This is a genomic window from Photobacterium sp. Hal280, assembly GCF_037162255.1.
In the GTDB taxonomy this organism is placed as follows: domain Bacteria; phylum Pseudomonadota; class Gammaproteobacteria; order Enterobacterales; family Vibrionaceae; genus Photobacterium.
Map to the genome: position 1 here is coordinate 1,686,665 of NZ_JARLUO010000005.1, position 24,045 is coordinate 1,710,709.

The 24,045-nt window shown below is 47.8% G+C and carries 17 protein-coding genes, 2 tRNA genes and 2 pseudogenes; 5 read left to right on the forward strand and 16 right to left on the reverse strand.

Annotation, left to right across the window (positions count from 1 at the left end; genetic code table 11):
* Positions 1–46: 46 nt before the first annotated feature.
* Positions 47–2,869, forward strand: coding sequence for an Hsp70 family protein (locus P4S53_RS17095; protein ID WP_337113616.1), 2,823 nt, complete (start codon positions 47–49; stop codon positions 2,867–2,869).
* 380 nt (positions 2,870–3,249) lie between these two features.
* Here P4S53_RS17095 and P4S53_RS17100 read toward each other — a convergent pair whose 3' ends face one another.
* Positions 3,250–3,555, reverse strand: a complete 306-nt coding sequence (locus P4S53_RS17100) for a hypothetical protein (protein ID WP_337113617.1) — start codon at positions 3,553–3,555, stop codon at positions 3,250–3,252.
* Positions 3,556–4,122: 567 nt separating this feature from the next.
* Here P4S53_RS17100 and P4S53_RS17105 point away from each other — a divergent pair.
* The 3 genes from P4S53_RS17105 (at position 4,123) to P4S53_RS17115 (ending at position 9,484) form a co-directional block, all read left to right on the forward strand.
* Positions 4,123–4,198, forward strand: a tRNA-OTHER gene (locus P4S53_RS17105).
* A 748-nt stretch (positions 4,199–4,946) separates the two neighbouring features.
* Positions 4,947–6,428, forward strand: coding sequence for an alanine/glycine:cation symporter family protein (locus P4S53_RS17110; RefSeq protein ID WP_337113618.1), 1,482 nt, complete (start codon positions 4,947–4,949; stop codon positions 6,426–6,428).
* A 521-nt stretch (positions 6,429–6,949) separates the two neighbouring features.
* Positions 6,950–9,484: a glycosyl hydrolase family 18 protein gene (locus tag P4S53_RS17115; protein WP_442958670.1), complete on the forward strand. Its 2,535-nt coding sequence runs from the start codon at positions 6,950–6,952 to the stop codon at positions 9,482–9,484.
* Positions 9,485–9,722: 238 nt separating this feature from the next.
* Here the strand turns inward: P4S53_RS17115 and P4S53_RS17120 are convergent, their stop codons facing one another.
* The 8 genes from P4S53_RS17120 to P4S53_RS17155 all read right to left on the reverse strand — a co-directional run bounded on the left by P4S53_RS17120 (position 9,723) and on the right by P4S53_RS17155 (position 16,767).
* Complete coding sequence (locus P4S53_RS17120) at positions 9,723–11,345, reverse strand: peptide ABC transporter substrate-binding protein (protein WP_442958671.1); 1,623 nt, start codon at positions 11,343–11,345, stop codon at positions 9,723–9,725.
* Positions 11,346–11,514: 169 nt separating this feature from the next.
* Complete coding sequence (locus P4S53_RS17125) at positions 11,515–11,850, reverse strand: hypothetical protein (protein ID WP_051288043.1); 336 nt, start codon at positions 11,848–11,850, stop codon at positions 11,515–11,517.
* Between the two features lie 127 nt (positions 11,851–11,977).
* Positions 11,978–12,589, reverse strand: a complete 612-nt coding sequence (locus tag P4S53_RS17130; RefSeq protein WP_337114521.1) for an HAD family hydrolase — start codon at positions 12,587–12,589, stop codon at positions 11,978–11,980.
* 88 nt (positions 12,590–12,677) lie between these two features.
* Positions 12,678–13,478: a transporter substrate-binding domain-containing protein gene (locus P4S53_RS17135; RefSeq protein WP_337113619.1), complete on the reverse strand. Its 801-nt coding sequence runs from the start codon at positions 13,476–13,478 to the stop codon at positions 12,678–12,680.
* Between the two features lie 279 nt (positions 13,479–13,757).
* Positions 13,758–14,468 (reverse strand): helix-turn-helix transcriptional regulator, encoded by a 711-nt coding sequence (locus P4S53_RS17140; RefSeq protein WP_337113620.1) that lies wholly within the window; start codon positions 14,466–14,468, stop codon positions 13,758–13,760.
* 474 nt (positions 14,469–14,942) lie between these two features.
* Complete coding sequence (locus P4S53_RS17145; protein WP_337113621.1) at positions 14,943–15,353, reverse strand: ester cyclase; 411 nt, start codon at positions 15,351–15,353, stop codon at positions 14,943–14,945.
* Between the two features lie 232 nt (positions 15,354–15,585).
* Positions 15,586–15,951, reverse strand: a complete 366-nt coding sequence (locus tag P4S53_RS17150; RefSeq protein WP_337113622.1) for a hypothetical protein — start codon at positions 15,949–15,951, stop codon at positions 15,586–15,588.
* Positions 15,952–16,110: 159 nt separating this feature from the next.
* Positions 16,111–16,767, reverse strand: coding sequence for a haloacid dehalogenase-like hydrolase (locus P4S53_RS17155; protein WP_337113623.1), 657 nt, complete (start codon positions 16,765–16,767; stop codon positions 16,111–16,113).
* A gap of 307 nt (positions 16,768–17,074) precedes the next feature.
* Between P4S53_RS17155 and P4S53_RS17160 the strand changes: the two genes are divergently transcribed.
* Entirely contained in the window at positions 17,075–17,386 is a 312-nt protein-coding gene (locus tag P4S53_RS17160) for a high-potential iron-sulfur protein (RefSeq protein WP_337113624.1), read from the forward strand.
* Between the two features lie 89 nt (positions 17,387–17,475).
* Here the strand turns inward: P4S53_RS17160 and P4S53_RS17165 are convergent.
* The 7 genes and pseudogenes from P4S53_RS17165 to pheT all read right to left on the reverse strand — a co-directional run bounded on the left by P4S53_RS17165 (position 17,476) and on the right by pheT (position 24,043).
* A tRNA-Cys gene (locus P4S53_RS17165) sits at positions 17,476–17,549 on the reverse strand.
* Positions 17,550–17,673: 124 nt separating this feature from the next.
* A complete protein-coding gene (gene btuD, locus P4S53_RS17170; protein WP_337113625.1) occupies positions 17,674–18,456 on the reverse strand; it encodes a vitamin B12 ABC transporter ATP-binding protein BtuD in 783 nt (260 codons plus the stop codon).
* 4 nt (positions 18,457–18,460) lie between these two features.
* Positions 18,461–19,452, reverse strand: a pseudogene (gene btuC / locus P4S53_RS17175) (vitamin B12 ABC transporter permease BtuC).
* 162 nt (positions 19,453–19,614) lie between these two features.
* Entirely contained in the window at positions 19,615–19,773 is a 159-nt protein-coding gene (locus tag P4S53_RS22660; RefSeq protein ID WP_442958672.1) for a succinylglutamate desuccinylase/aspartoacylase domain-containing protein, read from the reverse strand.
* A pseudogene (locus tag P4S53_RS17180) lies at positions 19,739–20,707 on the reverse strand (succinylglutamate desuccinylase); the annotation flags it as partial. The pseudogene P4S53_RS17180 and the gene P4S53_RS22660, both read right to left, overlap by 35 nt.
* 213 nt (positions 20,708–20,920) lie before the next feature.
* Positions 20,921–21,217, reverse strand: coding sequence for an integration host factor subunit alpha (ihfA, locus tag P4S53_RS17185; RefSeq protein ID WP_027252117.1), 297 nt, complete (start codon positions 21,215–21,217; stop codon positions 20,921–20,923).
* Between the two features lie 438 nt (positions 21,218–21,655).
* Positions 21,656–24,043, reverse strand: coding sequence for a phenylalanine--tRNA ligase subunit beta (gene pheT, locus P4S53_RS17190; RefSeq protein ID WP_337113627.1), 2,388 nt, complete (start codon positions 24,041–24,043; stop codon positions 21,656–21,658).
* Positions 24,044–24,045: the final 2 nt, after the last annotated feature.

Below are 24,045 nucleotides of genomic sequence, written 5' to 3' on the forward strand. Positions count from 1 at the left end.
CTAGTTACGCGGTAACCTCTGAGTAAAAACAGGTACGGAGTCTTACATGTCTTCTCCCCGATATTTAGTGGGTATAGATTTAGGTACAACACATACCGTTGTCGCCTACTGCCCGATTACTTCAGATCTTCAACATGAAGCTGTAAAGATTTTTGACATCGACCAGCTCATCGCCCCTGGTGAAGTGGCACGCAAACCCCTTTTACCCTCGTTCAGATACCATCCGACAAGCGGTGAAATAGCACCTGATCTGTGTGTTCTGCCCTGGGATGACAACCCAGTGAATGGCGACTTTCCAGAAGCGATCATCGGTGAATATGCCCGCGAATTAGGGGCCAAAGTTGAAGGCCGGCAAGTCACGAGTGCAAAAAGCTGGCTATCTCATACGGGCGTTGATCGCAACCAACCGATTCTGCCATGGGCAGCCAGCAGCGGTGTGCAAAAAGTATCCCCGGTGATTGCCAGTGCCAGTTACCTGAATCATGTCCGTCAGTGCTGGGACTACCATCATCCACAAGACAAACTTGCCCACCAGGATGTTGTGATCACCATACCCGCTTCTTTCGATGAAGGCGCCAGAGCGCTAACGATAGAAGCGGCCAGACTGGCCGGTCTGAGTCATATGGTGTTGCTCGAAGAACCGCAGGCTGTGTGCTACGACTGGTATTCCCGTCACCACCATGAAGCGGAAACCCTGTTGAAAGATATACCGCTTTTGATGGTGTGCGACATTGGCGGCGGTACCACAGACCTCAGCTTGATTCAAGTCAGCTACCAGAATGAAAGGCTTAAGCTTGATCGCATCGGCGTGGGTGACCACCTGATGCTGGGTGGGGATAACCTGGATTTAGCACTCGCCCATCAGGCAGAGAATAACCTGCACACCGGTGGCAAACGGCTGAGCGCTGCGGGTCTGTCGAAACTTATTCAGCAAACACGACGCGCAAAGGAACAACTACTGGCAGACAATGCACCCGATCAGGTGAGCGTGACACTGCTCGGCAGTGGATCGAAGCTGATTGGCGGCAGCCGCTCTGCGGTGATCACCCAGGCGCAAGTCAACCACATTGCGCTCGACGGTTTTTTCCCGGTCAGTGCGTTTGATGAACAGCCAAACCAACGTCAAAGTGCCGTTGTGGAATTCGGTTTACCCTACGCCTCAGATCCGGCTATCTCCAGGCATCTGGCCCATTTCATCAGTGAACATCATGCCGCCTGCCGTGAGGCTCTGGGATTCACCGAAGCCAGCAGCGAGGAAACGATTCAGGCGATTCCCCCTGCGATTCTGCTCAATGGCGGCGTGTTCAACAGCCCTGTTTTGTCCGGACGTGTTCAGGATATTTTTGCCCACTGGAAAGGATCAAGCGTCACCTGTCTGGACAATCCGCATCCCGATCTGGCTGTCGCATACGGCGCCGTCGCGTATGCAAAAGCCAGACACGGCGCACAGTTGAAGATTGGCGGTGGATCGGCGCGCTCATTTTTCCTCGACCTGCATACCCAGCCCGATCATTCTGGTATTTGCCTGTTACCGCGAGGCACTGAAGAAGGTATTGAAGTTTTACTGTCAGAGAGAAAGTTCTCGCTGACATTAGGCGAACCGGTTCGTTTTGATCTGTATGCCTCCTCTGAGGATACGCTGATCTCGGCCGGGGATATCCTTCCTCTGGATAATCTTCATATGACCTCGCTGCCCCCTTTTGTGATTACCCTGGACAGCGAAACCGACAGAGAATCACTGGCAGCAAACCAGAAAGACAGAGTTGACGTGACACTGGCCTGTCAGCTCACGGAAGTGGGCACATTGCAATTAGAATGCGTCAGCGTAGATATGCCTGGTAAACGATGGCAGGTCGAGTTTTCCGTACGGAAAACTGCCGCTGGCGATAATGACACTGATGAAATTGACGATATGCTTCATCCAAGCGCTTTGCAATCAGCCCGAGTCGCCATTCAGAAAGCGTATGGCGGCAGCAAAAAACACGCGGATGAAAAACCTGTCAAAACACTCAGAAGTGATCTGGAAAAGTATTTGGGTAAGCGTGAAGACTGGGAAATGCCAGCATTGAGATCCTTAGCCGACACCTTACTTGACAGCAAAAAGCGGCGACGCCGTTCCGCTGTGCATGAGCGAAACTGGCTGAAGCTGACAGGTTATACCTTAAGACCCGGTTTTGGTGATCCGGTTGATGACTGGCGCATGAATCAAGTCTGGGCGCTGTATCAGCACAATCTGCAATTTCACCAATCGGCTCAGAGCTGGAATGACTGGTGGATATTCTGGCGCCGTGTGGCTGGTGGTCTCAATCAGGCGCAGCAAGAAATCATTTACAAAGACATCGCCAAATACATTAATCCGAGCGCGACCCGCACCCCTAAATTAGCGAAAGAGATGCAAGAGCGTGGCTATGAGCAAATGGTGCGTTTAGCGGCTTCTCTTGAGCACATTGCATTTGAAAAGAAACTGCAACTGATCGAGTGGTTATTCTCACGATTGCAAAAACCACAATTTGCGCAGGCGCATTGGTGGGCAATTGGCAGGATTGGCAGTCGCTTCCCGCTCTATGGAAGTCGGCATAACCTGTTAACGGCTCAGCATATCAGCTACTGCCTGCCAGAATTATTAGATTCAGACTGGAAAAATGAACCAGATATCGCCCTTGCCGCTGTAATGATGTGCCGCAAAACTGGCGACCGAACGCTTGATATTGATGATGAGTTACGCCAAAAAGTCATCAGTAAACTGCAGGCAAGCAAGGTGCCAGAGCGCTGGATCGACATGGTCGCAGAGCATAAAGTGTTGACCCAGGAAGAAAACCAGCGTGTTTACGGCGATTCGCTTCCCACCGGCCTGATACTCCTGGAGTAAATATTCGCTTATTAAGCTTACGTTAGGGTATGACTGCTACTATACCGGGAATCAGAACTGCCGGTCAGTCATACCCAGCAGGCCTATAAAGGAATAACAAGCGAGTAGTTTTGGCTATGACACGTGAACAATTTAAAGTAATCTCAGAGCGAATTTTCAAGTCCCAAAATCAACGTACTGCTGTTGAGGCTGTCGTCTTCGAAGGGTTATCAAGCTATGAAGCCGAGAAGCGATATGGTGTACCCAAAGGGACTCTCTCACGGAATGTCCGCAAATATAAAAATGAAGTCGACTACATCACAACAGTCACTGAAGCATAATAAAAAAGGAGAGTAATACTCTCCTTTTTTATTATCAATAGCAATCAGATAGACGTTCGGTTATTCCTCTGTCTGAGAGTCCATCAACTCTTCAGGGTGTACACCGTCTTTTTCCATCAACGCCAGAATCTCAATCATTCTTACCTGACGAGCTTCTTCTTTAAATTCGTTCAATACAGCGATTAAATCATTTATTTTCTGCAGCGGAATTCGCTTGATGACAGCACGCTGTCTGCCAGGTACTTCGTCTGCAAAGTCAATCAGTGCCTGACGATAGTCAGTTCTGGTCTCTTGCAGATGTTTACCGTTTTCAACATTCTTTAGCATCGCACTGAGTGCTTTTTCCGCATCCGAAAAGTTAGCCATGAATTACCTCTAAACACTATTCTTATAAAGAGCACTTTCTTGCCATCGACTAACAGATTCATGACACTTGTTGTGCTATTTGAAATAGAGCAAAATTAATAAAATTAAACCAAGATCCCCAGATATCTCATAAGATCCGTATTCTGCCGAAAAACTAACGCTATGACTTCTGCTGCGCGTATGTGAGAAGAGTAGTACGCTCACTTAATTATAATAGAGAACTCTAACGAGGATGTAAGAGTAGCAGCAGTAATTAAATAATACTCTCAGTCTTCGTTATTGTGAACATAATTTTTGTGTCCTTGACAATTCTCTGACCAAAAAATGATTTCTGCGATTATCGGGCTAAGTTTCTCAGTTGCCACTACAACACATTTATTTTAGCAAATCTGCCGGATACCTTCTGCGCTGTCGCGGCCACCACAAATACCCTTTCATCCTCAAATCACCCTCAAAATCAGCCGGCAGCTGTTCAATCGATGAAATAATAGCCTGTTTCTCAGCAATTTAGCTTTGCCAAAAGCAGTCAGTATTGGTACTATACTCGTCAGTTAGCAAGCCTTTTGGCGGACATTAGCGCAGTTTGGTAGCGCACTACTCTGGGGAGTAGGGGTCGCTGGTTCAAATCCAGTATGTCCGACCAAAAGGCTTTTTCTGTTTCATTCCTCTCTTCTTTAATTTGTTTCCCCTCGAATTTTTGTCAAAACTTTTTTTAGCAACTGCTGCTTCAGTCTATCATTGGCTCGATTCCCCAAGGAGCATGATATGGAACAGGCACCATATTGCAAAAAATGCGGACAACACGAAGAGTTCATTGTCATCAATGAACATCTGTTCGTTTGCATATGTGGTTACCAATTCAGTTGTATCTCAATCAGCACGAAGCAAAAGACAATGACGTCTCCTTGCCCTTCTCCCTCTCCACCTCTCGATTATCAAGTCCATTAATCAGACGGCATCATCAACAAAACAGCGCCTTTCAATCAGGTCAAAGCACAACATCAATCTAAACGTCAAAGTGTTACAAACTGACAATCATCGTTAAATTTAGTTTAAAATTCCGTTAATGACAAATTAATCTCATTTTGATTTTTCGCCTACAGCACAGACAGCAAAAACTCAATAAGCAACTGTTTTTAAAACACAAAAAAATAAATTCAGCGTAATAATCCTCATTGAAAGCAGTATAAATCCATTAAAAACGTGATCTATATCCTGAGCCATTTGCGGGATTTTGTGCTACCTTCTCGCACGAAAATTAAGTCACTAATACACATTCGGGAACACCACTTCATCTCGCTGCATAAGCCAGTGAGCTGAATCATTCCCTTCATTTAGGACAATGCTTGTTGTCCTGCTTCTTAGTCAATATGACATCACAGGATCATTCTATGGATGCAACGATTAACAATTGGCTCGCCATTCTCAACAAACAATTAATGGGCATCATTGGCGACATTAACGGACTACTATGGGGCCACCTTCTTGTATATCTGCTGGTTGCTGTAGGTATCTATTTTACTTTTCGCCTCGGTTTCATTCAGATTAGACAGTTTCGCCATGCCATCAGTGTCTTGAAAAAAGGCAGAGATGTAGAATCTGGAATCAGTTCTTATCAGGTATTTTGTACTTCGATGGCGGCCCGCGTGGGTACCGGCAATATGGCTGGTGTCGCTGTCGCACTGACAGTCGGCGGGCCGGGTGCCATTTTCTGGATGTGGGTGATGGCCCTGCTGGGAATGGCGACCGCCTTTGTAGAATCCACACTTGCGCAAGTCTATAAAGTCAAAGACGTAGACGGACAATACCGCGGTGGTCCGGCCTATTACATGGAGCAGGGACTTGGCGCCCGCTGGATGGGCACCCTGTTCTCTGTCTGTCTGATTATTGCTTTCGGATTAGTCTTCAATGCCGTTCAGGCAAACACCATTACCGCTGCCCTCAACCATTCTTTTGAGATCGACCGTAAGTATGTCGGGCTGGTGATTGTGGCGTGTTCTGCCTTCTTCATCATGGGCGGATTAAAATCTATCGCTCAAGCTTCTGCTCGTATCGTGCCGGTTATGGCTGTCGGATACCTGGCTATTGCTTGTCTGATTGTCATCATGAACATGTCTGAGCTGCCTGCCGCAATCTCGCTGATTGTGAAAAGTGCTTTCGGCTGGCAGGAAGCTGCAGCTGGCGGCGTGGCTTATACCATTGCGCAGGCGATGCAAAGTGGTATCGCTCGTGGCCTGTTCTCGAACGAAGCGGGTATGGGCTCAGCGGCCAATGTTGCAGCCAGTGCAACACCCAACCCTAACCACCCTGCATCACAAGGCTTTGTACAGATGCTGGGCGTGTTTGCAGACACCATTGTCATTTGTACAGCTTCAGCCGCGATGATCATGCTGTCAGGTGTGATGGATCAGCCTGATGCTGCTTCTGGTATCGGTCTGCTGCAACAAGCTCTGACCAACGAGTTAGGCAGCTGGACAACCTATTTCATGGCAGCTGCTATCATTCTGTTCTGCTTTACTTCCATTATTGCGAATTACAGTTACGCAGAAACAAATATCATGTTCCTCAACGGCAATACGAAGAAAGGCCTGTTCACATTCAGAATCATCGTACTGGCTATGGTGTTATTTGGCTCAGTTGCCTCGCTGCCTGTTGTATGGAACATGGCCGATGCTTCCATGGGCATGATGGCACTGATTAACATTGCTGCACTTGTGTTGTTGTCTAATCTGGCTATCAAGGTGATCAAAGATTACGAAGTACAAGTGAAAAATGGTCAAGTGCCAACGTTTGACCGCAATAAGTTCCCGGAACTGAGCGATCTAAACGGTGCCTGGCACCCTAAGCCTGATACTGCGAAAGAATTACGCTAAATCTGCAAGACAATGCTAATAAAAACAAGCCAGAATTATTCTGGCTTGTTTTTTAACTGGCGCTTATCTTCTTGTTCAGACGTTTCGAATTGATAAGAAGGTTGCAAGCCCGCCTGATCCACTGATGTGCTTTTCTCGTCAGCACGTAAACCCAGTCCACCCGTTTGCTTCTGCTCGTGCTTCTGCTCCTGCTGGAGTAGAGCAATTACATCTCTTTGATAATTAATAAGTATTGCTTTTATGGCACCCCCTATTCATAACCATCATATTGCAGTGAACTTATTTTAATTTCTTTATAAACCAAATTAAAAACAAAGGATTTCTCGTTTTAACATCATTACCACAGACTTATTTCGGTTAAAAATACACCACAAATGCAAAAAAGATCACATTAATTAACATTTTTATCATTTATTTAACTTTCTTACTTTGAGAAAAAAAGAAACTGTTCTATTTATTGAAGTGCAATGACCGAGATGTCATTTGCCCTTTTTGATTGTTTCAACTCAAGGAAGAAAGCAATGTTATTCAACAAGTTTAGCTTGGTGGCACTCTCTGTTGCCGCCGCGACTATGTCCTGCAGCGTGCTTGCCGCACCGGGTACCCCTCAACTCGCATGGATGGAAACAGACTATGCCATCGTTGAAGTCGATCAGGCTGCAACAACCTACAAAGATCTTGTCACACTGAAAAATGCGGCTGAAGTCCCCGTAGCCTGGCAGCGTTATTCAGGCGAAACGGCAGACCATTGGAAAGTAAAACTCAATGGTAGTGTGGTCTTTGAGGAAAGTATTGACCCGGCATCCAGTGGTGAGGGCTCCACGACATTGTCCGTCTCTCAGGGTGGCCAGTATGCGTTAACCGTCGAATTATGTCGTGGTGCTGACGCTGAAGAAGCATGTAGCAGCAGTCCTGCAACCAACATCGTCGTCGCAGATACAGACGGCAGCCATCTTGATCCACTCCCCATGAATGTCGATCCGAACAACGGCAACTACGCAACGCCTGCAGATACCGTTGTTGGTGCCTATTTTGTTGAGTGGGGTGTTTTTGGCCGTAAATTCACCGTCGACAAGATCCCTGCCCAGAACCTGACACACATTCTTTATGGCTTCATCCCAATTTGTGGTCCGAATGCATCACTGGGCGAAATTGAAAATGGCAATAGCCTGGCTGCGCTGAACCGTGCCTGTGCCGGCACACCTGATTTTGAAGTCGCCATTCACGACCCATGGGCTGCTGTCCAGATGCCACAACCACAATCTGGCCATACCTACAGCACCCCTTACAAAGGAAATTATGGCCAGTTAATGGCATTGAAGCAGCGCTACCCGGATCTGAAGGTTATCCCTTCGATTGGTGGCTGGACACTGTCTGATCCTTTCTTCTCTTTCACCGACAAATCCAAGCGTGATGTTTTTGTAGCCAGTGTGAAGAAATTCCTGCAAACCTGGAAATTCTTTGATGGTGTCGACATCGACTGGGAATTCCCAGGCGGCAAAGGCGCCAATACGACGCTGGGCGATCCGGTGAATGACGGCCCGGCATACGTCGCGCTGATGCGCGAGTTGCGCACCATGCTGGATGGACTGGAAGCCGAAACAGGCCGTCAGTTTGAACTGACTTCTGCGATTGGCGTAGGTTATGACAAAATTGATGTGGTGAACTACGCTGAGGCATCTCAGTACATGGACTACATCTTCAACATGAGCTACGACTTCTACGGTGCCTTCAACAATATCCTCGGTCACCAGACAGCGCTGAACTGTGGCAGCCATCTGACTGCTGACCAATGTAACGGCACGGGTATTGATGAAAACGGTGAGCCGCGCCAAGGCCCGGCATACACCGCTGCGCATGGTGTTGAGCGTCTGCTGGCTCAGGGGGTACCTGCCAACAAACTGGTGGTGGGCGCAGCCATGTATGCCCGCGGTTGGACAGGTGTAACCCAAGCCAGCATGACAGATCCGACCAACCCGATGACAGGTGTGGGTAATGGTCCAGTCGCAGGTTCCTGGGAAGCAGGCGTGATCGACTATAAAGATGTTGTCACACGCTATGAGAATAAAGCCGGCGTCGTATTAGGCTACGATGAGCAGGCTGAAGCACCCTGGGCTTATGACCCAAGTAACGGCGATTTAATCACCTACGACAGCCCGCGTTCTATCATGGCCAAAGGTCAATATGCTCGGGATCTGGGACTTGCCGGTCTGTTCGCGTGGGAAATTGATGCGGATAATGGCGACATCCTGAATGCGATGCAAGAATCCCTGGCTGGCGCACCTGCTGGCAACCGTGCTCCTGTTGCACGTGCAGGCGCTGATCAGCAAGTCAATACTGCAGCCACTGTGACTCTGAACGGTGCTTCATCAACAGACAGTGATGGTCAGATTGCCAGCTACCAGTGGGAACAGACCAGCGGACCGGCATTGACCTTGTCGGGTGCGAACACTGCTTCTGCAAGCGTTGCTGTGCCAGAGGTTACGGTTGATACGCAGTATGTCTTTACCTTGACGGTCACTGATAACGAAGGGGCGACGGCAACCGACAGCATCACAGTCACTGCTAAAGCACCGGGTGCACAAAACACCGCGCCAGTTGCATCATTAACGGGCCCTGGTACAGCCAATGCCGGTGATGTGGTGACCCTGGATGCCTCACAGTCCACGGATGCCGATGGCGATACCCTGACGTACGACTGGACTGTACCTGCAGGTGTGAACGCCGTGATTAATGGTTCAAGCCTGAGCTTTACGGCCGGTAGCTATACGAGTGACACCGCATTGTCTTTCAGTGTGAGCGTCTCTGACGGAACGGTTAGCGATTCCGCCGCTCTGACAGTAACAGTAGCAAAAGACAATAGCGGAACAGGTGGTGAAGGTGATTTCCCAGCCTATGTGGAAGGCACTGCGTACCAGGCCGGTGATCAAGTGTCCAACGGTGGCCTGAACTTTGAGTGTAAACCCTACCCTTATTCTGGTTGGTGTTCAGGTGCTGCCTGGGCCTATGAACCAGGTGTGGGCGTGTACTGGCAGGATGCCTGGACTCAGCTTTAATGATTCACCGTCACGCTTGAACAGATATTGATCCCTAAAGGGGTCATCTAAAGTCAAGCCACTCGTTTTACAGCGAGTGGCTTTTTTTAATGCGTTTCACAATGTCCAATCATCCGGGCTTAAGTATCAGTAACCGCACTGACAGATGAACTACAGTCGGGTCTGTCTGTCATTCTGACCGACAAAAGAATACGGATATCAGCGATATAAAAAAGCCTGTAAAAACAGGCTTTTCGAATCACTTTGCGATGAAATACATGTCCTTGGCATAAATGTTGCCCTTCGGATTGTTGTCCGGAAACCCTTTCAGGTGACTTTTCACCAGCCGTGTGTGGTTGTAATGGTAAATTGGCATGATCGGCGAATATTGATCAAGAATCTGCTCTGCCTGACGGTAAATGCCATACCGTGCTTGTTCATCCGCCATATCAGCGGCCTGCTTGAGCAAGGCGTCAAATTCCTTGTTGCAGAATCCGGTCTCGTTACTGACATGCCCGCAGGTGAAACTGCTGAGCACAGAGGATGGCTCTGCATAATCACCAAAGGCATACGAACGCGCAACGGCATAATCACCCGCCGCTTTTGCCGCCAGGTAAGCATTCCATTCCATGTTTTCCAGCTTTACACTCACATCCAGAGACTTCCACATCGAGGCAATCGCCAGTGCCAGCTTTTTATGATTTTCACTGGTGTTGTAAGTCAGCGTGACATTCAACGGATGGCTCTTGCTATAGCCCGCTTTTGCCAGCAGCACTTTCGCTTCACCAATGCGCTCGTCATGAGTCTGAGACTTAAATGCCGGGATGAAATTCTGATAGTTTGGAATGATATCCGGCACGACAGAAAAAGCCTCGGGCTCGCCCTGTCCCGTTACTTTTTGCACGAGCAAATCACGGTCGATTGCCATACTCAGCGCGCGGCGTACATTGGCATTATCAAATGGAGGCTGCTGGGTATTAAAGGCATACACATAAGAGCCCAATAAGCGCAGAGATTTGATCTCTTCCGGGCTGTCCTTCAGTAATTTCTGATAATACTCCAGCTGGACACGGTTCGTCATATGCACTTCACCCGCCTGGTAACGCATCAGCTCAGCACTTTGTGACGAGAGCGCCAGATAGGTCACATCATTGATAACCGTAGATGCGTTATCACGGTAATAAGGGTTCCGTGCCACTTCAACCCTTTCGTTTGGCACCCATTCTTTCAGAACATAGGCACCATTTGAGACAAAATGATCGGCACGGGTCCACAGATCACCGTATTGACTCACCACATGTGCCGGTACAGGAAAGAAGGTTTTGATGCTCATCAGGCTAAGGAAATACGGCGTCGGGCGGCTTAATGTCACCTGCAACTGATGCAGGTTGAGCGCTTTCACTCCCAGTTCGGATGCCGGTTTTTCACCATTCAGTATGTCCTGGGCATGGGTAATGTTGGCGGTGACCAAATTGAATCCGGTATTGTTGCCTGTCGATTTATCAACCGCCCGACGCCACGCAAACACAAAATCCATGGCGGTCAATGGCTGACCATCAGACCATTTCAGGCCCTTACGCAGATTGAACGTGTAGGTTTTGCCGTCGTCAGACACAACCCAGCTGTCAGCTTGCCCTGCCGTGATTTCGCCCTGCAGATTTTCAATCAGCAACCCTTCGAACAAGTCATTCACGATGACATCACCCGGGCTGCCTGAACCCACAAAGCCCGGATCTAATGTACTCGGCTCTGCGCCGTTGGCTCGTACCAGATGCTGCTCTTTGGCTAAAACAACCCCTTCAGGCACATTGGCGGCAACGGAATGTAGTGAAAATGCGGAGATGGCCAGCCCGATGCTGGCAGTGATAAATTTCTGATTCAATGCGAAATCCTTTTGTGGCATTACTATCTGGAACCAAATCTATACTAACAAGGAAATCAGTAAACGCTATGAGCCGCATCAAGAAGACAAACTCAGTAACAATTTATGGAAAGACCCGCAGCGTATGCGGGTCTCGAGTCAACGATCTGGGCAAATAAAAGAAAATCAGTTACTTGGGAATGTTGAAGTTTTTGTCATTCATGCAGGTGAACGTATAAAAGTCTGAGCGCTCATTAAAATGGCTGAATCCTCGTCCATGGCAATATGCGCCGTTAATCTCATTCATGACTGTCAGCGTTTGTTGATTATTGACAGAAAAATAGCTGTCGTTTTCACACACCACGCGGATTTTTCCGTCATCACTCTGAGAAAAGGCTTTGACTTTTGCACCACATAAGGAATAGCTGACATCGACGAAATCATTGGCACGCTCATCGATAGATGCACTGCATCCTGCTAAAGCCAGACCAGATAATCCCACTACTATTGTTGTTAAGGCTTTCACAATCACCTCCTTACTTAATATTATATTTTGATTGTAGTGCGACCAGCATAAAAACGCATTAAAATCCTGCCACTAAATAAAAAATAAATCACATAGAATCATAAATTTAGTCAACCCTAATGTAGCGCTACCTCACTGGCGTTGCTGAGGTGAATTCTGTGATTGCGCCATCGACAACAAGAAAACAGTCCATCCCTGCAGCTAATGCCGCCCGCCGACCTAAATCGGTATCTTCAAAAACCACACACTGATAAGGTGCCAGCCCAATACGGTGAGCAGCTTCAAGGAAAGTATCCGGGTGAGGTTTATGGTTCCGGACATCGTCAGCAGTAACTAAGGCGTCAAGTAAGGGCAAAATGTCGGTTATGGTCAGCAAATTTTCTGCATTCACCTTGCGGCATCCGGTACCCACGGCCACTTTCTTTTGGCCTTTATACTGCAATAAAAGATTAACAGTGGCCGGAATCGTCTCTCCCTTGTGTTCCAGCGCTTCAAAAAAGCGCCATTTGGTATCCGCCACTTCCTGGATATCATGATCGGTCTGATATTTTTCATTCATCATTTGCGCGGTTTTGATCGTGGGCGATCCCCCCAGACTCATCAGCCACTGCGGATCATAAGGAATGTTGAATTGCTCGCAGGCATAGCGCCAGGCTGCTATGTGGGCTGGCATTGAGTCAATCAGTGTGCCGTCCATGTCGAAAATTAATCCCTGATACCGTGACAAATCCATATCCACCTCCAAATCAGTACTTTTCACCATAGTGACGCAGTGGCCAGTACAGATCCAGAGTGAATGACTTAGATTCCGACACAGCACAGACTGGTTACTCAATATCCATGACGGCCAGTCCCCATTTTTCGGCTATCCGGTCAAAAAATCCCTGCGTTTTCTTTAATTCTATCCATTGGTTAATGAAATTAATCCAGACTTGATCATCTCTTGGCATCAGCATCGCCAAAGGTGTCGCCCGTCGCATCCCCTGCACCTTGGGAATGGTCAACTGTGGAAATCGGCTGATTAGCATTGCGGCCTCAATATTGGACGTCACAATGACATTGGCACGGTTTGCCAGTAATTCCTGATAAGATTTTCCGCTCTCAATGACCTGCTGCCTGGCTCTGGGAAAGAATTCTTTTACCATCGTTTCCTCAGCAGCTCCCCGGCGGGAAGCCACCGTTACCGATGAAGCGTTAAAATCGGCCCAATAACGAAAGCGATTCTGGTTCGTTTTCTGCGTCACCGGCACAAAGGCAAGGTAATAGTAAGGCTGGCTGTAGCCAACTATCTTCGCCCGGCTGATATTGAGCGCCGCACTGCCGGTCAGGTCATATTTTTCCGTGACAATTCCGCTGACCAAGGCTTTCCAGTCCGTGGCCACGTATTCAACAGTCACACCGAGATCCTTGGCCAGCTCAGTCGTGATATCAATATCGTATCCTTTGTAGAAATTTGTCGCAGGATCCCTCATGGTCATTGGCCCCCAGTCGCCGGTAGTCCCCACCCGGAGCACTCCCCTGTCCATGACTTTCTGTAATCGGCTCGACGCCGCATGAACCTGACTGACACATACCAGAAACAGTGCTAAAGACAGCAGCAGCAACCTAAAAGATAAGGTGAATCGCATCGGACACCTCCGGAAACAACAGAACACGCTTACTCAGCATTGAAATAAAGATAGCAGTGTCTGTGTGATCATTTTCATCTGAGGACAGAATAATTGTGTGTCAAAATTGAAAGTTTCTGTATTTTTTTGTGATTTCCATTAATGCCAATACGTTGTCTTATTTATGAGAAATTGTGCGTAAAAAAACTGCATTGTTTCGCAATGCAGTAAACACAATGAAGGAATTTATACAGAAGTATTTATATTTACAGACACGCGAATAAACACTCCAATAACAGGTTAATTGTGATTTAAATTGTGCTTCCTCATTCTGAACTCACCCGGTGAGCATCCCATGTGCTTTTTAAAAACACGGGAGAAATAGGAAACATCCTTAAAGCCTGAAGAATTTGCGATCTGAGAAATTTTCTCGCGATCAGAGCTTAATAATCCACACGCAAGATCCAGCCGTTTCTTGATGATGTACTGTTTCAGCGTGACGCCCATAATGCTATGGAATAAACGAGAGAAGTAGGTCGGTGAGTAATGGCAAGCACTCGCCAGTTCTTCCTCGCGCAGTGGTGAGCTCAGGTTTTCATCAATAATTTTCAGTGCAGGCCGGATTGAAAGCTCACGGTTTTCGAAACCAGGCTCAGCTTCATTTTCAATATTATGCGTATGCAGTCTGCTAAAACACTCCTCCAGCTCTTGCCTGCTGGCATTGGCCGCCAGCACATCTTCACCACCGGCTCTTAATACATTAAGTGCCAGACTCCCATCCAGGTTATGGTATACGACAACAACCTTTGCGGCTGGGAAACGATTTTTCACTGCGCGCAGCAGCTCAAATCCTTCCGATGTCGAATCAATCACTTCAAGAAAAATCAGCTCTTGCCCCGTCATTGATGACAATAACTCGTAAGGAGAAATCTCAATGACCTTGTGCGAAAGCTTCAAATTTTCTTTCGCTTCAACCTGCTTGTCATGATGACTACTGCTAACCCAAATCACATATTCACCTTAAACTGCTAGTGTCATATTCCCATGCTCTTATGATCAAGTGCATGGATGGCGGTTGACACTCCTTGTCGATGAATAAAAATGTACTGATAAGAATTCGTATGAATATCAGGGCAAAAATGTATTTACTTATAATAATTAACGATCAATAAACTAAATAAATCCAGCCGCTCGTGTTTGTTTCAAATATAAGCAACAATGAAAAAAAACTCTGCTACCTATAAGACTTCAATGAGTTGAACAAGTTCCAATGGCGATTTTGTGCGGTTTATTATTACTTAGGATTATATAGGTGCATTTTTTATCACAAAGAAATCTAACTTTTTGACATTCCATCTTTGTCGCAAAAAAAGTCTCTATGACAAAAATGTCTGACATAAAGGTGTATAAACATGGCCTTTTGACATCTAAAATACTGTTATTTCAGCCGTATGTTCTTCTCTTTTAGAGTATGAGTGACATAAATTACTTCACGGCGCCTGATAACTGTTTATAGAGCTCAAAGCTGCTATCTTCCAGCCAGCACTCAACGATCACGCCATCTTGCAGCCGGAACTGGATCATACCTGTCATTTGTATCGTCTGTTTTTTACCCGGTAAATTGAACCATCCGCCATGATATTGAGCCTGACAGCGATATCTGACCACTGTCAGTGGCGGCTGGCTAATGACATCTGAGATCGAGAAAGCGACAGACTTAAATTTTTGCCGCCATAACAACAAATAGGAAAGGTAGCTTTCATGAGACAGTGGGTGCCGACGACCACCCGGCAAGTGAAAAACAAAAGGATCGGAGACATATTCAGCAAGGCTGGAACTACTCGCATTTGCCCAGATATCCAGGAACCAGGCATCAATCCAATCCTCCCTTGCCATTACAGATTCCACCTCACGACTTCAGACACAAACAACCCCTGCCACAAGAAAACAGGCCCATCTTCATTGCAAAGATACAGCAACATTCACTTCACGCCAATTTATCTCAGGCCCTCATCAAATCCTATACCGGAATGTAAAACAAACAAATAACTTCGCTCAATGTCAAATTTATCAATTACCTTGTGTCCTATGAACAATCATGAATATCAAATCTGTTATTTCTTGCGTTCTACATGGTATTCACCAGGCTGGTATTTGTTTTCGTGGTATCTGCCGCATCGGATACAAAAGGTTCAGCCTGCTTTAAATAGAAGCGTGCTTGCTCGTTATTCCCAACCAGATAATAGTTATGCGCGATTGCGCCAAGCAACTCAATCAGGGCTGTTTTATCATGATATTTACTTGCCTGCCGTAACATAGACTGAAAAATCACTATGCTTGTTTCTGGCGTGTTCGACGCCATGATCTGGGATAAATCAGGCCTTATTGTGTGTGGCGGTGTTGCACAGAATGTATTGCTGCTGGCTGCAAGCACAGTGCCGGAACCACACAGCATAGCCACAATAAACACAGTCCGACGGATGAAAGGCATCATAACCACTTGGCTCCCTATGCTGAATCAGAGCCATCATTACCATGTGTTCTCACGCCATACGAAGACTTACATCCAAACATGGTAATACACTCTCATGATTGCGTAATGGCTTCACCGTGTTACCAGACATTTTGTCTGCCTGGTAACATTCTTCAGTCACTAATTGATGTCGAACTTGGGAAGAACAGCCTGATAAAACGACAAACTGGGAATATAAGTATGGTGACTTAACTTTTTGCCGACAGCGACAAATTCATAACCCAGCTCCTGAGAAGCTCTCTGATTCCACTCACCTTCTGCAAACACTATCCGTCGCTTAAAGGTCATCCCGGTATCCTGCTTCGCTCTGAATGCAGCAAGTGCCATAATTTCCGTTCTGCTGGCAGCGTCTGATGACGAGGCAAAGGTCATTTTACTTGCATCTATTCCCGCCGCTTTCAATTTCAGGCGGCTTACCGCCGCCCATCCGCCACTGGTGATCGCAACGTGCGTATCATCCCGGACAGCCATTTGCTCAAGAAACTCTCTGGCGCCTTTACTCAGCACAAACTCTTGAGGGACCGCATGCAGCCTGGCGGTGAGATTCTCCAGGTACTTTTGTTCCACCTGGCGGTGAACAATAGAGCGGCTTGAAAGCACAGGATACTGATGAAGGATCTCATCTAACATTGCCGAATCCGTCACCACTCGCTCTTGATAACGCGATTTATCCAAAGTGATGTGGAGAACGGCTTCGACGGCTTGCTGAAAACACATCATATCCATTTCCCTGGCATTCACCAAAGCACCATCCACATCCACTAACAACAGATTCATCCCTATACCTTCATTGATTTTTATCATCGGTGATAATGACGTACAGAATGAAGATGTAAACAAAATGTTTCAATAAATGATTTATTAAAAATTATCATTTTTTGCGTAATCTCAAACTCTTAGCGCTCATTCCTATGCATCAAAATCTTTTGCTGTTCAGATATTGATAACAAATCGCAACTGACCTCAAAAACTTAACACTGTGATTTTTTAGCGGATTTGCCGATTCTTTCCCACAATTAATCAGTTCGCTGAGTAAATCCGGTGAACAGCATGTGAGCATAAATGACGATAAAAGGAAAATGTGATGAAAACCTCAACTGACCGTCGGCGCTTTCTGCGCCTGACTATGGCAGGCATCATAGGCATCACACTGGGTGATCAGATCCTGCAGCGTAAAGCGCTGGCCAGTGAAGAACTGCCACATCTGGCAGAAGATGATGCTCAGGCAACTGCCTTGCAATACACGCATCAGTCGCCTCATGAAGAGAGTCATTGCGGTAACTGTATGTTGTTACAAGGTAATGAAGGTGATGAATGGAGACCCTGCTCAATCTTCCCCGGTAAAGCGGTGAACATTAATGGCTGGTGCTCTGCCTGGACGGCCAAACCGGCTTGATGAATGACATAGCCCGTAGTCACTGCGGGCTTTTTACCCTCAGAAAAAACACGGAAACATTGCTTGCAGGTGATGGAGTTCGATAAGAATGGAGGCGCGTCCCGGAGTCGAACCGAGGTCCACGGATTTGCAATCCGCTGCATAGCCACTCTGCCAACGCGCCTTAATGAAGCTTGTCTCAGAAGACGAAGCGCATTATCCAAATCCTGATGAGAAGTACAAGCCTTTTCTGACTGAAACCCTTTAACTGATTACTTTTCCGGCCAACAGCAACTTTCAGCGTGAAATCAGCTAAAAAACAGTCCAACTCTTCCGTTATGATTCACGCGTTCAACCTGAGTGGCAAACGTCTGCTCAAGCCGTTCATTCGACATCACCTCTTCAGGTTTTCCCTTCGCAACACAGCTTCCCCCTTTCAGCAGGATGACACTGTCTGCAAATTGCAGCGTCCGGTTCAGGTCATGGTTCGCCATCACGACAGCAATACCTTGTCCGGCCATAAAATGCAACAGTCGGTATAAAGAGACTTCCTGTCCGATATCAAGCGCTGTTGACGGTTCATCAAGCAATAGCAGGCAGCCATCCGGGTTCAGTCCCGGCCAGACCTGTAAACAGGCAGCCGCTAATCTGACCCGCTGCCATTCGCCTCCGGACAGTTGCTGAATATGGCGATCCAATTTGTCGTCGATCGAAAGCCACTGACTGACATCCTGAATAGCCTGATTCACCTTCTCGGCGTTTACTTCCGGTATCGCGGATACGGCTAACTGCAAGTAATGATAAACACCAACGGCAAAACCCGGTTTATCCTGTTGCGACAAATAACTGCGGTACCGGGCCATGTCGCGAAGATCCATCTCTGACAGGCACTGCCCTGCCAGTGTTACCTTGCCGGCCCCCTGAAACAGCCCGGACAGGCACTGAATAGCCGTGCTTTTCCCGCTACCGTTAGGGCCAATCAAATGAACCACTTCACCGCGCTTTACCGAGAAACTGACCGGCAGTAATCGCCGGGCTAACGCTATATTTTCAGCTTGTAATACACAATCCAGATCTGAACGGGTTACCATCTGCTTACTCCACTTGCGAACGCAACAGCATCCAGATAAACACAGGGGCGCCCAATGTCGTGGTCACAACGCCCACAGGCAATTCTGCAGCAGGCAGCAGTACCCGCGCCAATACATCGGCAACCGCCAGCAATAGAGCCCCAAAGCAGGCAGAAAGCGGTAGCAGGTATCGGTTTTCCGCCCCCAACGCCAAACGCAACAAGTGAGGAATCACCAGACCAATAAAGCCAATCACACCAGCCATAGCGACTGATGTTCCCACTAACAGGGCGATAATCAATATCAATCGCCAGCGCAGTGCAGCCACATCCAGCCCCAACTGTCGTGCATGGGTTTCACCCAGCATCAGGATGTCCAGTTGCCGGCCACGGGAGCATAGCCAGATTAATGCGGGAAGCAGAATAATCAGCACGCTAAGCTGCGCCCAGGAAACACCGGCTACACTTCCCATCAGCCAGTACATCAGTTGTCTGAGGTTCAGATCGTCACTGAAATAAAACGCCCAGGTCACAACCGCCCCGGACAAAATACCCAGTGCAACGCCTATGAGCAGCAAACGCGCGGTAGACACCCGTCGGATACGGGCAAGACCAACGAGCAGTAAAGTAAAGAGCAGTGCGCCCGCCATGGCTACCAGCATGGTCAGCCAGGGACTCGGCACCGAGGGAAGCAAAAACAATAAGAGAACCAACGCCAGGCTGGCTCCCCCGAAATACCCAGCACACCGGGCTCCGCCAGCGGATTGCCCAGTAACACCTGCAACACAGCACCAGAGGCTGCCAGCGCAGCCCCAATTGCCATCGCGGCCACTAACCTTGGCATTCTGAGCTGCCATAACAATTGCTTCTCAAGCTCGCCAAATGGCTGCCAGGGGTTCAGCCAGATTTCGCCCACCGACAATGAAAACAGACCGCAACTGATAAGCAAAATCGCAACAAGCCAAAAGCTCACTTTCCATTTATAGCGACGCTGTTGAAGGATACGGTCTAAGTGCATGATGTCTTGTGTTTTCGTCAGTGAGAGCCAAAGGGGAAACATACAGGGTCTTTGAAAAATGAAAAGCAAGCCAGTTAAATTGGCTTGCTTTCAAAAGTATTTATACTGCGGCTGCTGATTATCTGACTGTTTTCAGTCCTTCAGAGCCTAATCACTCAGCACTTAGAATTTAGCAACGACCTGATCAGTCAGATCAACGTCTGATTGCTTGACCAGTAAGCAAGCCCGTTGTCCCAGCGCTACATTGGGGTTCGGGAAAACGACAGACTCCCCCTTTGGCAGCCACGAATTCTTCACCGTTATCGCTCCCCAGCACCGCACCTTCTTCAAAATAGGTAAAGTTAGCCTGATTCGCCGGAAAGGTGAAAGCGAACTGATCTGTGTGCTTAGTCAAAGTACGAGTTACCCGATACACACACACACGCTTATCGCCCTGATAGTCTGGCAGAGATTGTTGTGATACGAGTGCGAGCATCGCCTGGTTAAAAGCTTCAAGCCGTTCTAAATCGTTCTCACCCAGCCGTGCCACCTTACCCAGCTCCATCGTCAGTGCCTGCGCGCCATAGTTCTGAGCACTGTACCAGCTGAATGTTGGTGCCGCGGAACCAGAGAGCATCATCGCCTCAATCTCGCCGTGATGCAGAAAATTAAACAGTGCTAAGCCCCGGGTTTTATGCTCACTAAAAGGGCTGACCGCAAAGGTGTAGTGCTGTGAATCACGGATGGCACTATGCAGATCCAAATGCCAGCGTTCGGCATTCTTTAATGGCGAGTTCTGGAAGAATGCATCCACTGAGCGCTGAAGTAAGTTGGCGCGAATACAATCAACATTCTTTTCATCATTGATACCGCCAAATAGCCGATTCATATTCTCATCAATAAAGCGGGTATGAGCATTAATGGCTTCAGGGTGACCAATGATCAGCAGTAAACGATGCTCAGGCATTAAATCGCCAAGCAGGATTTTTTTCACTAACTGCTGTAGCAGTTCAATCGGACCGGTTTCATCACCGTGTACCCCGGATGAAATGACGATGTCTTTACTGGCAGCGGACAAGCCAGGTGGAATAACGGTTAAAACACCACGCGCCGTCAACTGACACAATACACCATTGTCTAACTGCCACTCCCCCGCCTCAAACGGCGAAGATAAATCCAGAGTCGCAGAAAGAAATTCCCCGTTTTGCACTGCCTTTAACAAAGCCATGATACCTCCTCGTCCTTGTAACAGGCATGTTCTTACAGGCGACTTCATGATTGCACGAATAATAACCAATAAGGAACACTAAAAGATGAAAGAAAATCAGTGAAATAAACTGCTTTTACTATACATCCTGGCTACATAGTTTCAACACTATATTGATGACTGCAGGCAAGAATGAGACCAGGGTATACACTTTTTACTGCTGATAAAGAAAAACCCAAGTAAACAATTCGCTTACTTGGGTTTCTTGTCGGCTCAAACCACTTATTTTTCGATTTTGATATTCTCAACGCGTGCTTTAAGCTTCTGACCAGGGCGAAAGGTCACCACTCGCCGTGCCGAGATTGGAATATCTTCACCAGTTTTAGGATTTCGTCCAGGTCGCTCGTTTTTGTCGCGCAGATCAAAATTACCAAAACCGGATAACTTAACCTGTTCACCACACTCAAGTGCCTTTCTGATCTCCTCGAAGAAGACTTCCACCGTATCCTTGGCGTCCCGTTTGCTTAGTCCGACATTCTCAAACAGGTTCTCAGCCAACTCGGCTTTTGTGAGCGCCATAGATAACTCCCTCAAGACTATGTTGAACGAATAGTAAACATATCAATTATGCTTACTGCGAATACTTCATATGTAGCCAGGCTGCCCACCCGTGCACTAAAGTGCATTATAGCCTTCTCATCAGTGGCTGACCTTAACTAGAGACAAGTTTATGCCAACTAGCTGATTTCCGCCAACTTTTTTAGGTAAACTTACCGTAAAATGATTGATTCTTATATTCCAGACAAGCATGCAGACATGCACCTGGTTGTGCTTACGCTTGCCGAGAAGCAACAATAAAAACCAAAATTAAAGTCAGTTGCAGTCAATAAAACCACAAAAATGAATCGCACAGAGAATTTTTACTATTTATCAAAATCTTAGCTCTAACTGAAAAAAATCAAAAAAAAGCAGCCCTATCGGCTGCTTTTTCATCAATTATCAAATGATAACAGTGAGTTAATCGCGAAGCGCTGCACCAAACTGATCGCCAAGAACCGCAACAATCGACTCTACGGCACCATTGATATCCGTTTCTTCCAGCGTTCGGTCAGCAGACTGAAGGTATAAAGCAATCGCCAGACTCTTCTGGCCATCCTCAACACCTTTACCGCGGTAAACATCGAACAGGTTTACATCAGTGAGCAACTCGCCACCTTGCGTCCGGCAAACCTGCAACACATCACCCGCAGCAATCTCTTCTGCAACCACTAACGCGATATCACGACGGTTCGCAGGAAACTTAGACACAGCTTTAGCCTGAGGAATCGCACGACTTGCGATAGCATTCCACTCAACTTCAAACACAACGGTACGTCCGTTCAGGTCGAACTTACGCTCAAGCTCAGGATGAACCGTACCGATAAAGCCAACTTCCTTACCGTCTACGACGATAGCTGCTGACTGTCCCGGGTGCAGAGCCGGGTGTTTGGCGGGCGTAAATGTAAACTCAGCGTCTTTGGCCGTCAGTTCCAGAACCGCTTCCAAATCACCTTTGAGATCGAAGAAATCAACCGTGTTAGTCGCGATATCCCAATGCTCTTCACTGCGTGCACCGGCAATCACACCAGCCAGCATAGTTTCCTGACGAATACCATTTTCAGCAGCTGCATCAGGCACAAAACGCATGCCTGATTCGAACAGACGCACGCGAGGCTGCTGACGCTTCTGGTTGAAGGCAACTGTGTTCAGCAGACCCGACCACAGGCTCAGGCGCATTGCCGACATTTCAGCAGAAATCGGGTGCGGCAGAATGATCGCGTCCGTATCCGGCACGATCAGTTTCTGCTGCTCTGGCTCAACAAAGCTATAAGTAATCGCTTCGTGGTAGCCACGGTCAACCAGCAGATCGCGAACACGCTTCAGTGGCAGGTTGGCTTCCTGGTGCAGGTTCATGCTCAACGCAGCAACCGGCGACTGTGCAGGAATATTGTTATAACCGTAAATACGGCCAACTTCTTCTACCAGATCTTCTTCGATGGCCAGATCAAAACGCCAGCTTGGTGCAACTGCACGCCAGCCGGTATCAGTCGGTTCGACCATACAGCCAAGGCGGCTCAGAATCTCAACGACGTCTTCATCAGAGACAAAGTGACCCAGCAGGTTGTCTAATTTACTGCGACGCAACACGATACTGTTTTGCTGAGGTAAATGCTGTTCAGATTCAGCTTCTACGATTGGCGCAACGTCACCACCGCAAATCTCAACCAGCAAGGCAGTCGCACGTTCCATGGCTTTGGTTTGCAGGCCTGCGTCCACACCACGCTCAAAACGATGAGACGAATCAGTATGCAGACCGTAGCTGCGCGCACGGCCACGAATGGCATCCGGGGTGAAAAACGCACACTCCAGCAGCACATCTTTGGTGTTTTCGCTGACACCTGAGTGCTCACCACCAAAAATGCCCGCCATTGCCAATGCTTTTGACTGATCGGCAATCACCAGTGTGTCGCTGTTCAGTTCCGCTTCAGTGCCGTCCAACAGGGTCAGTTTCTCGCCCTGCTCTGCCATACGAACAACAATGCCGCCGTCGATCTGGTTCAGATCGAACGCATGCATTGGCTGTCCCAGCTCCAGCATCACATAGTTGGTAATATCAACGATTGGGTCGATAGAGCGCACACCACAACGGCGCAGTTTTTCCTGCAGCCACAACGGAGATTCGGCTTTCACGTTCACATTGCGAACAATACGTCCCTGATAGCGCGGACACGCATCAGGCGCTTTCACTTCGATAGCAACTTTATCGTCAATGGTCGGTGCAACGGCATCAAAGGATGGCGCAGTCACTTCAGCGCGGTTTAATACGCCCACTTCACGTGCCAGACCCGCAATGCTCAGGCAATCAGCGCGGTTAGGTGTCAGATCAACATCAATGATGACATCGTTCAGGCTCAGGAATTCGCGGAAATCTGTACCAATCACAGCGCTTTCCGGTAGTTCCATAATGCCATCTGAATCAACATCGATGCCTAATTCAGTGAAAGAACACAGCATGCCATGAGATGGCTGGCCACGCAGTTTCGCTTTCTTGATTTTAAAATCACCCGGCAAAACAGCACCGACTGTTGCCACAGCTACTTTCAGACCCTGACGGCAATTTGGTGCGCCGCAGACGATGTCCAGCAGTTCTGCTTCACCCACATCCACTTTGGTCACACGCAGTTTGTCGGCATCCGGGTGCTGACCGCATTCGACAACCTGACCAACTTTCACACCGCTAAAGCTACCTGCGACAGGTTCAATACCGTCAACTTCCAGGCCCGCCATGGTGATCTGGTGAGCTAGTTCTTCGCTGTTGTTCGCAGGATTGACCCACTCGCGTAGCCAAGATTCAGAGAATTTCATAA

Excerpts from the sequence above, each read along its gene's own strand:
- P4S53_RS17115 (WP_442958670.1), top strand. The coding sequence starts at position 6,950 with ATGTTATTCAACAAGTTTAGCTTGGTGGCACTCTCTGTTGCCGCCGCG.
- P4S53_RS17135 (WP_337113619.1), bottom strand. The coding sequence starts at position 13,478 with ATGCGATTCACCTTATCTTTTAGGTTGCTGCTGCTGTCTTTAGCACTG.
- P4S53_RS17095 (WP_337113616.1), top strand. The coding sequence starts at position 47 with ATGTCTTCTCCCCGATATTTAGTGGGTATAGATTTAGGTACAACACAT.
- ihfA (WP_027252117.1), bottom strand. The coding sequence starts at position 21,217 with ATGGCGCTCACAAAAGCCGAGTTGGCTGAGAACCTGTTTGAGAATGTC.
- P4S53_RS17160 (WP_337113624.1), top strand. The coding sequence starts at position 17,075 with ATGAAAACCTCAACTGACCGTCGGCGCTTTCTGCGCCTGACTATGGCA.
- pheT (WP_337113627.1), bottom strand. The coding sequence starts at position 24,043 with ATGAAATTCTCTGAATCTTGGCTACGCGAGTGGGTCAATCCTGCGAAC.
- P4S53_RS17155 (WP_337113623.1), bottom strand. The coding sequence starts at position 16,767 with ATGAATCTGTTGTTAGTGGATGTGGATGGTGCTTTGGTGAATGCCAGG.
- P4S53_RS17150 (WP_337113622.1), bottom strand. The coding sequence starts at position 15,951 with ATGATGCCTTTCATCCGTCGGACTGTGTTTATTGTGGCTATGCTGTGT.
- P4S53_RS17110 (WP_337113618.1), top strand. The coding sequence starts at position 4,947 with ATGGATGCAACGATTAACAATTGGCTCGCCATTCTCAACAAACAATTA.
- P4S53_RS17100 (WP_337113617.1), bottom strand. The coding sequence starts at position 3,555 with ATGGCTAACTTTTCGGATGCGGAAAAAGCACTCAGTGCGATGCTAAAG.
- btuD (WP_337113625.1), bottom strand. The coding sequence starts at position 18,456 with ATGGTAACCCGTTCAGATCTGGATTGTGTATTACAAGCTGAAAATATA.
- P4S53_RS17145 (WP_337113621.1), bottom strand. The coding sequence starts at position 15,353 with ATGGCAAGGGAGGATTGGATTGATGCCTGGTTCCTGGATATCTGGGCA.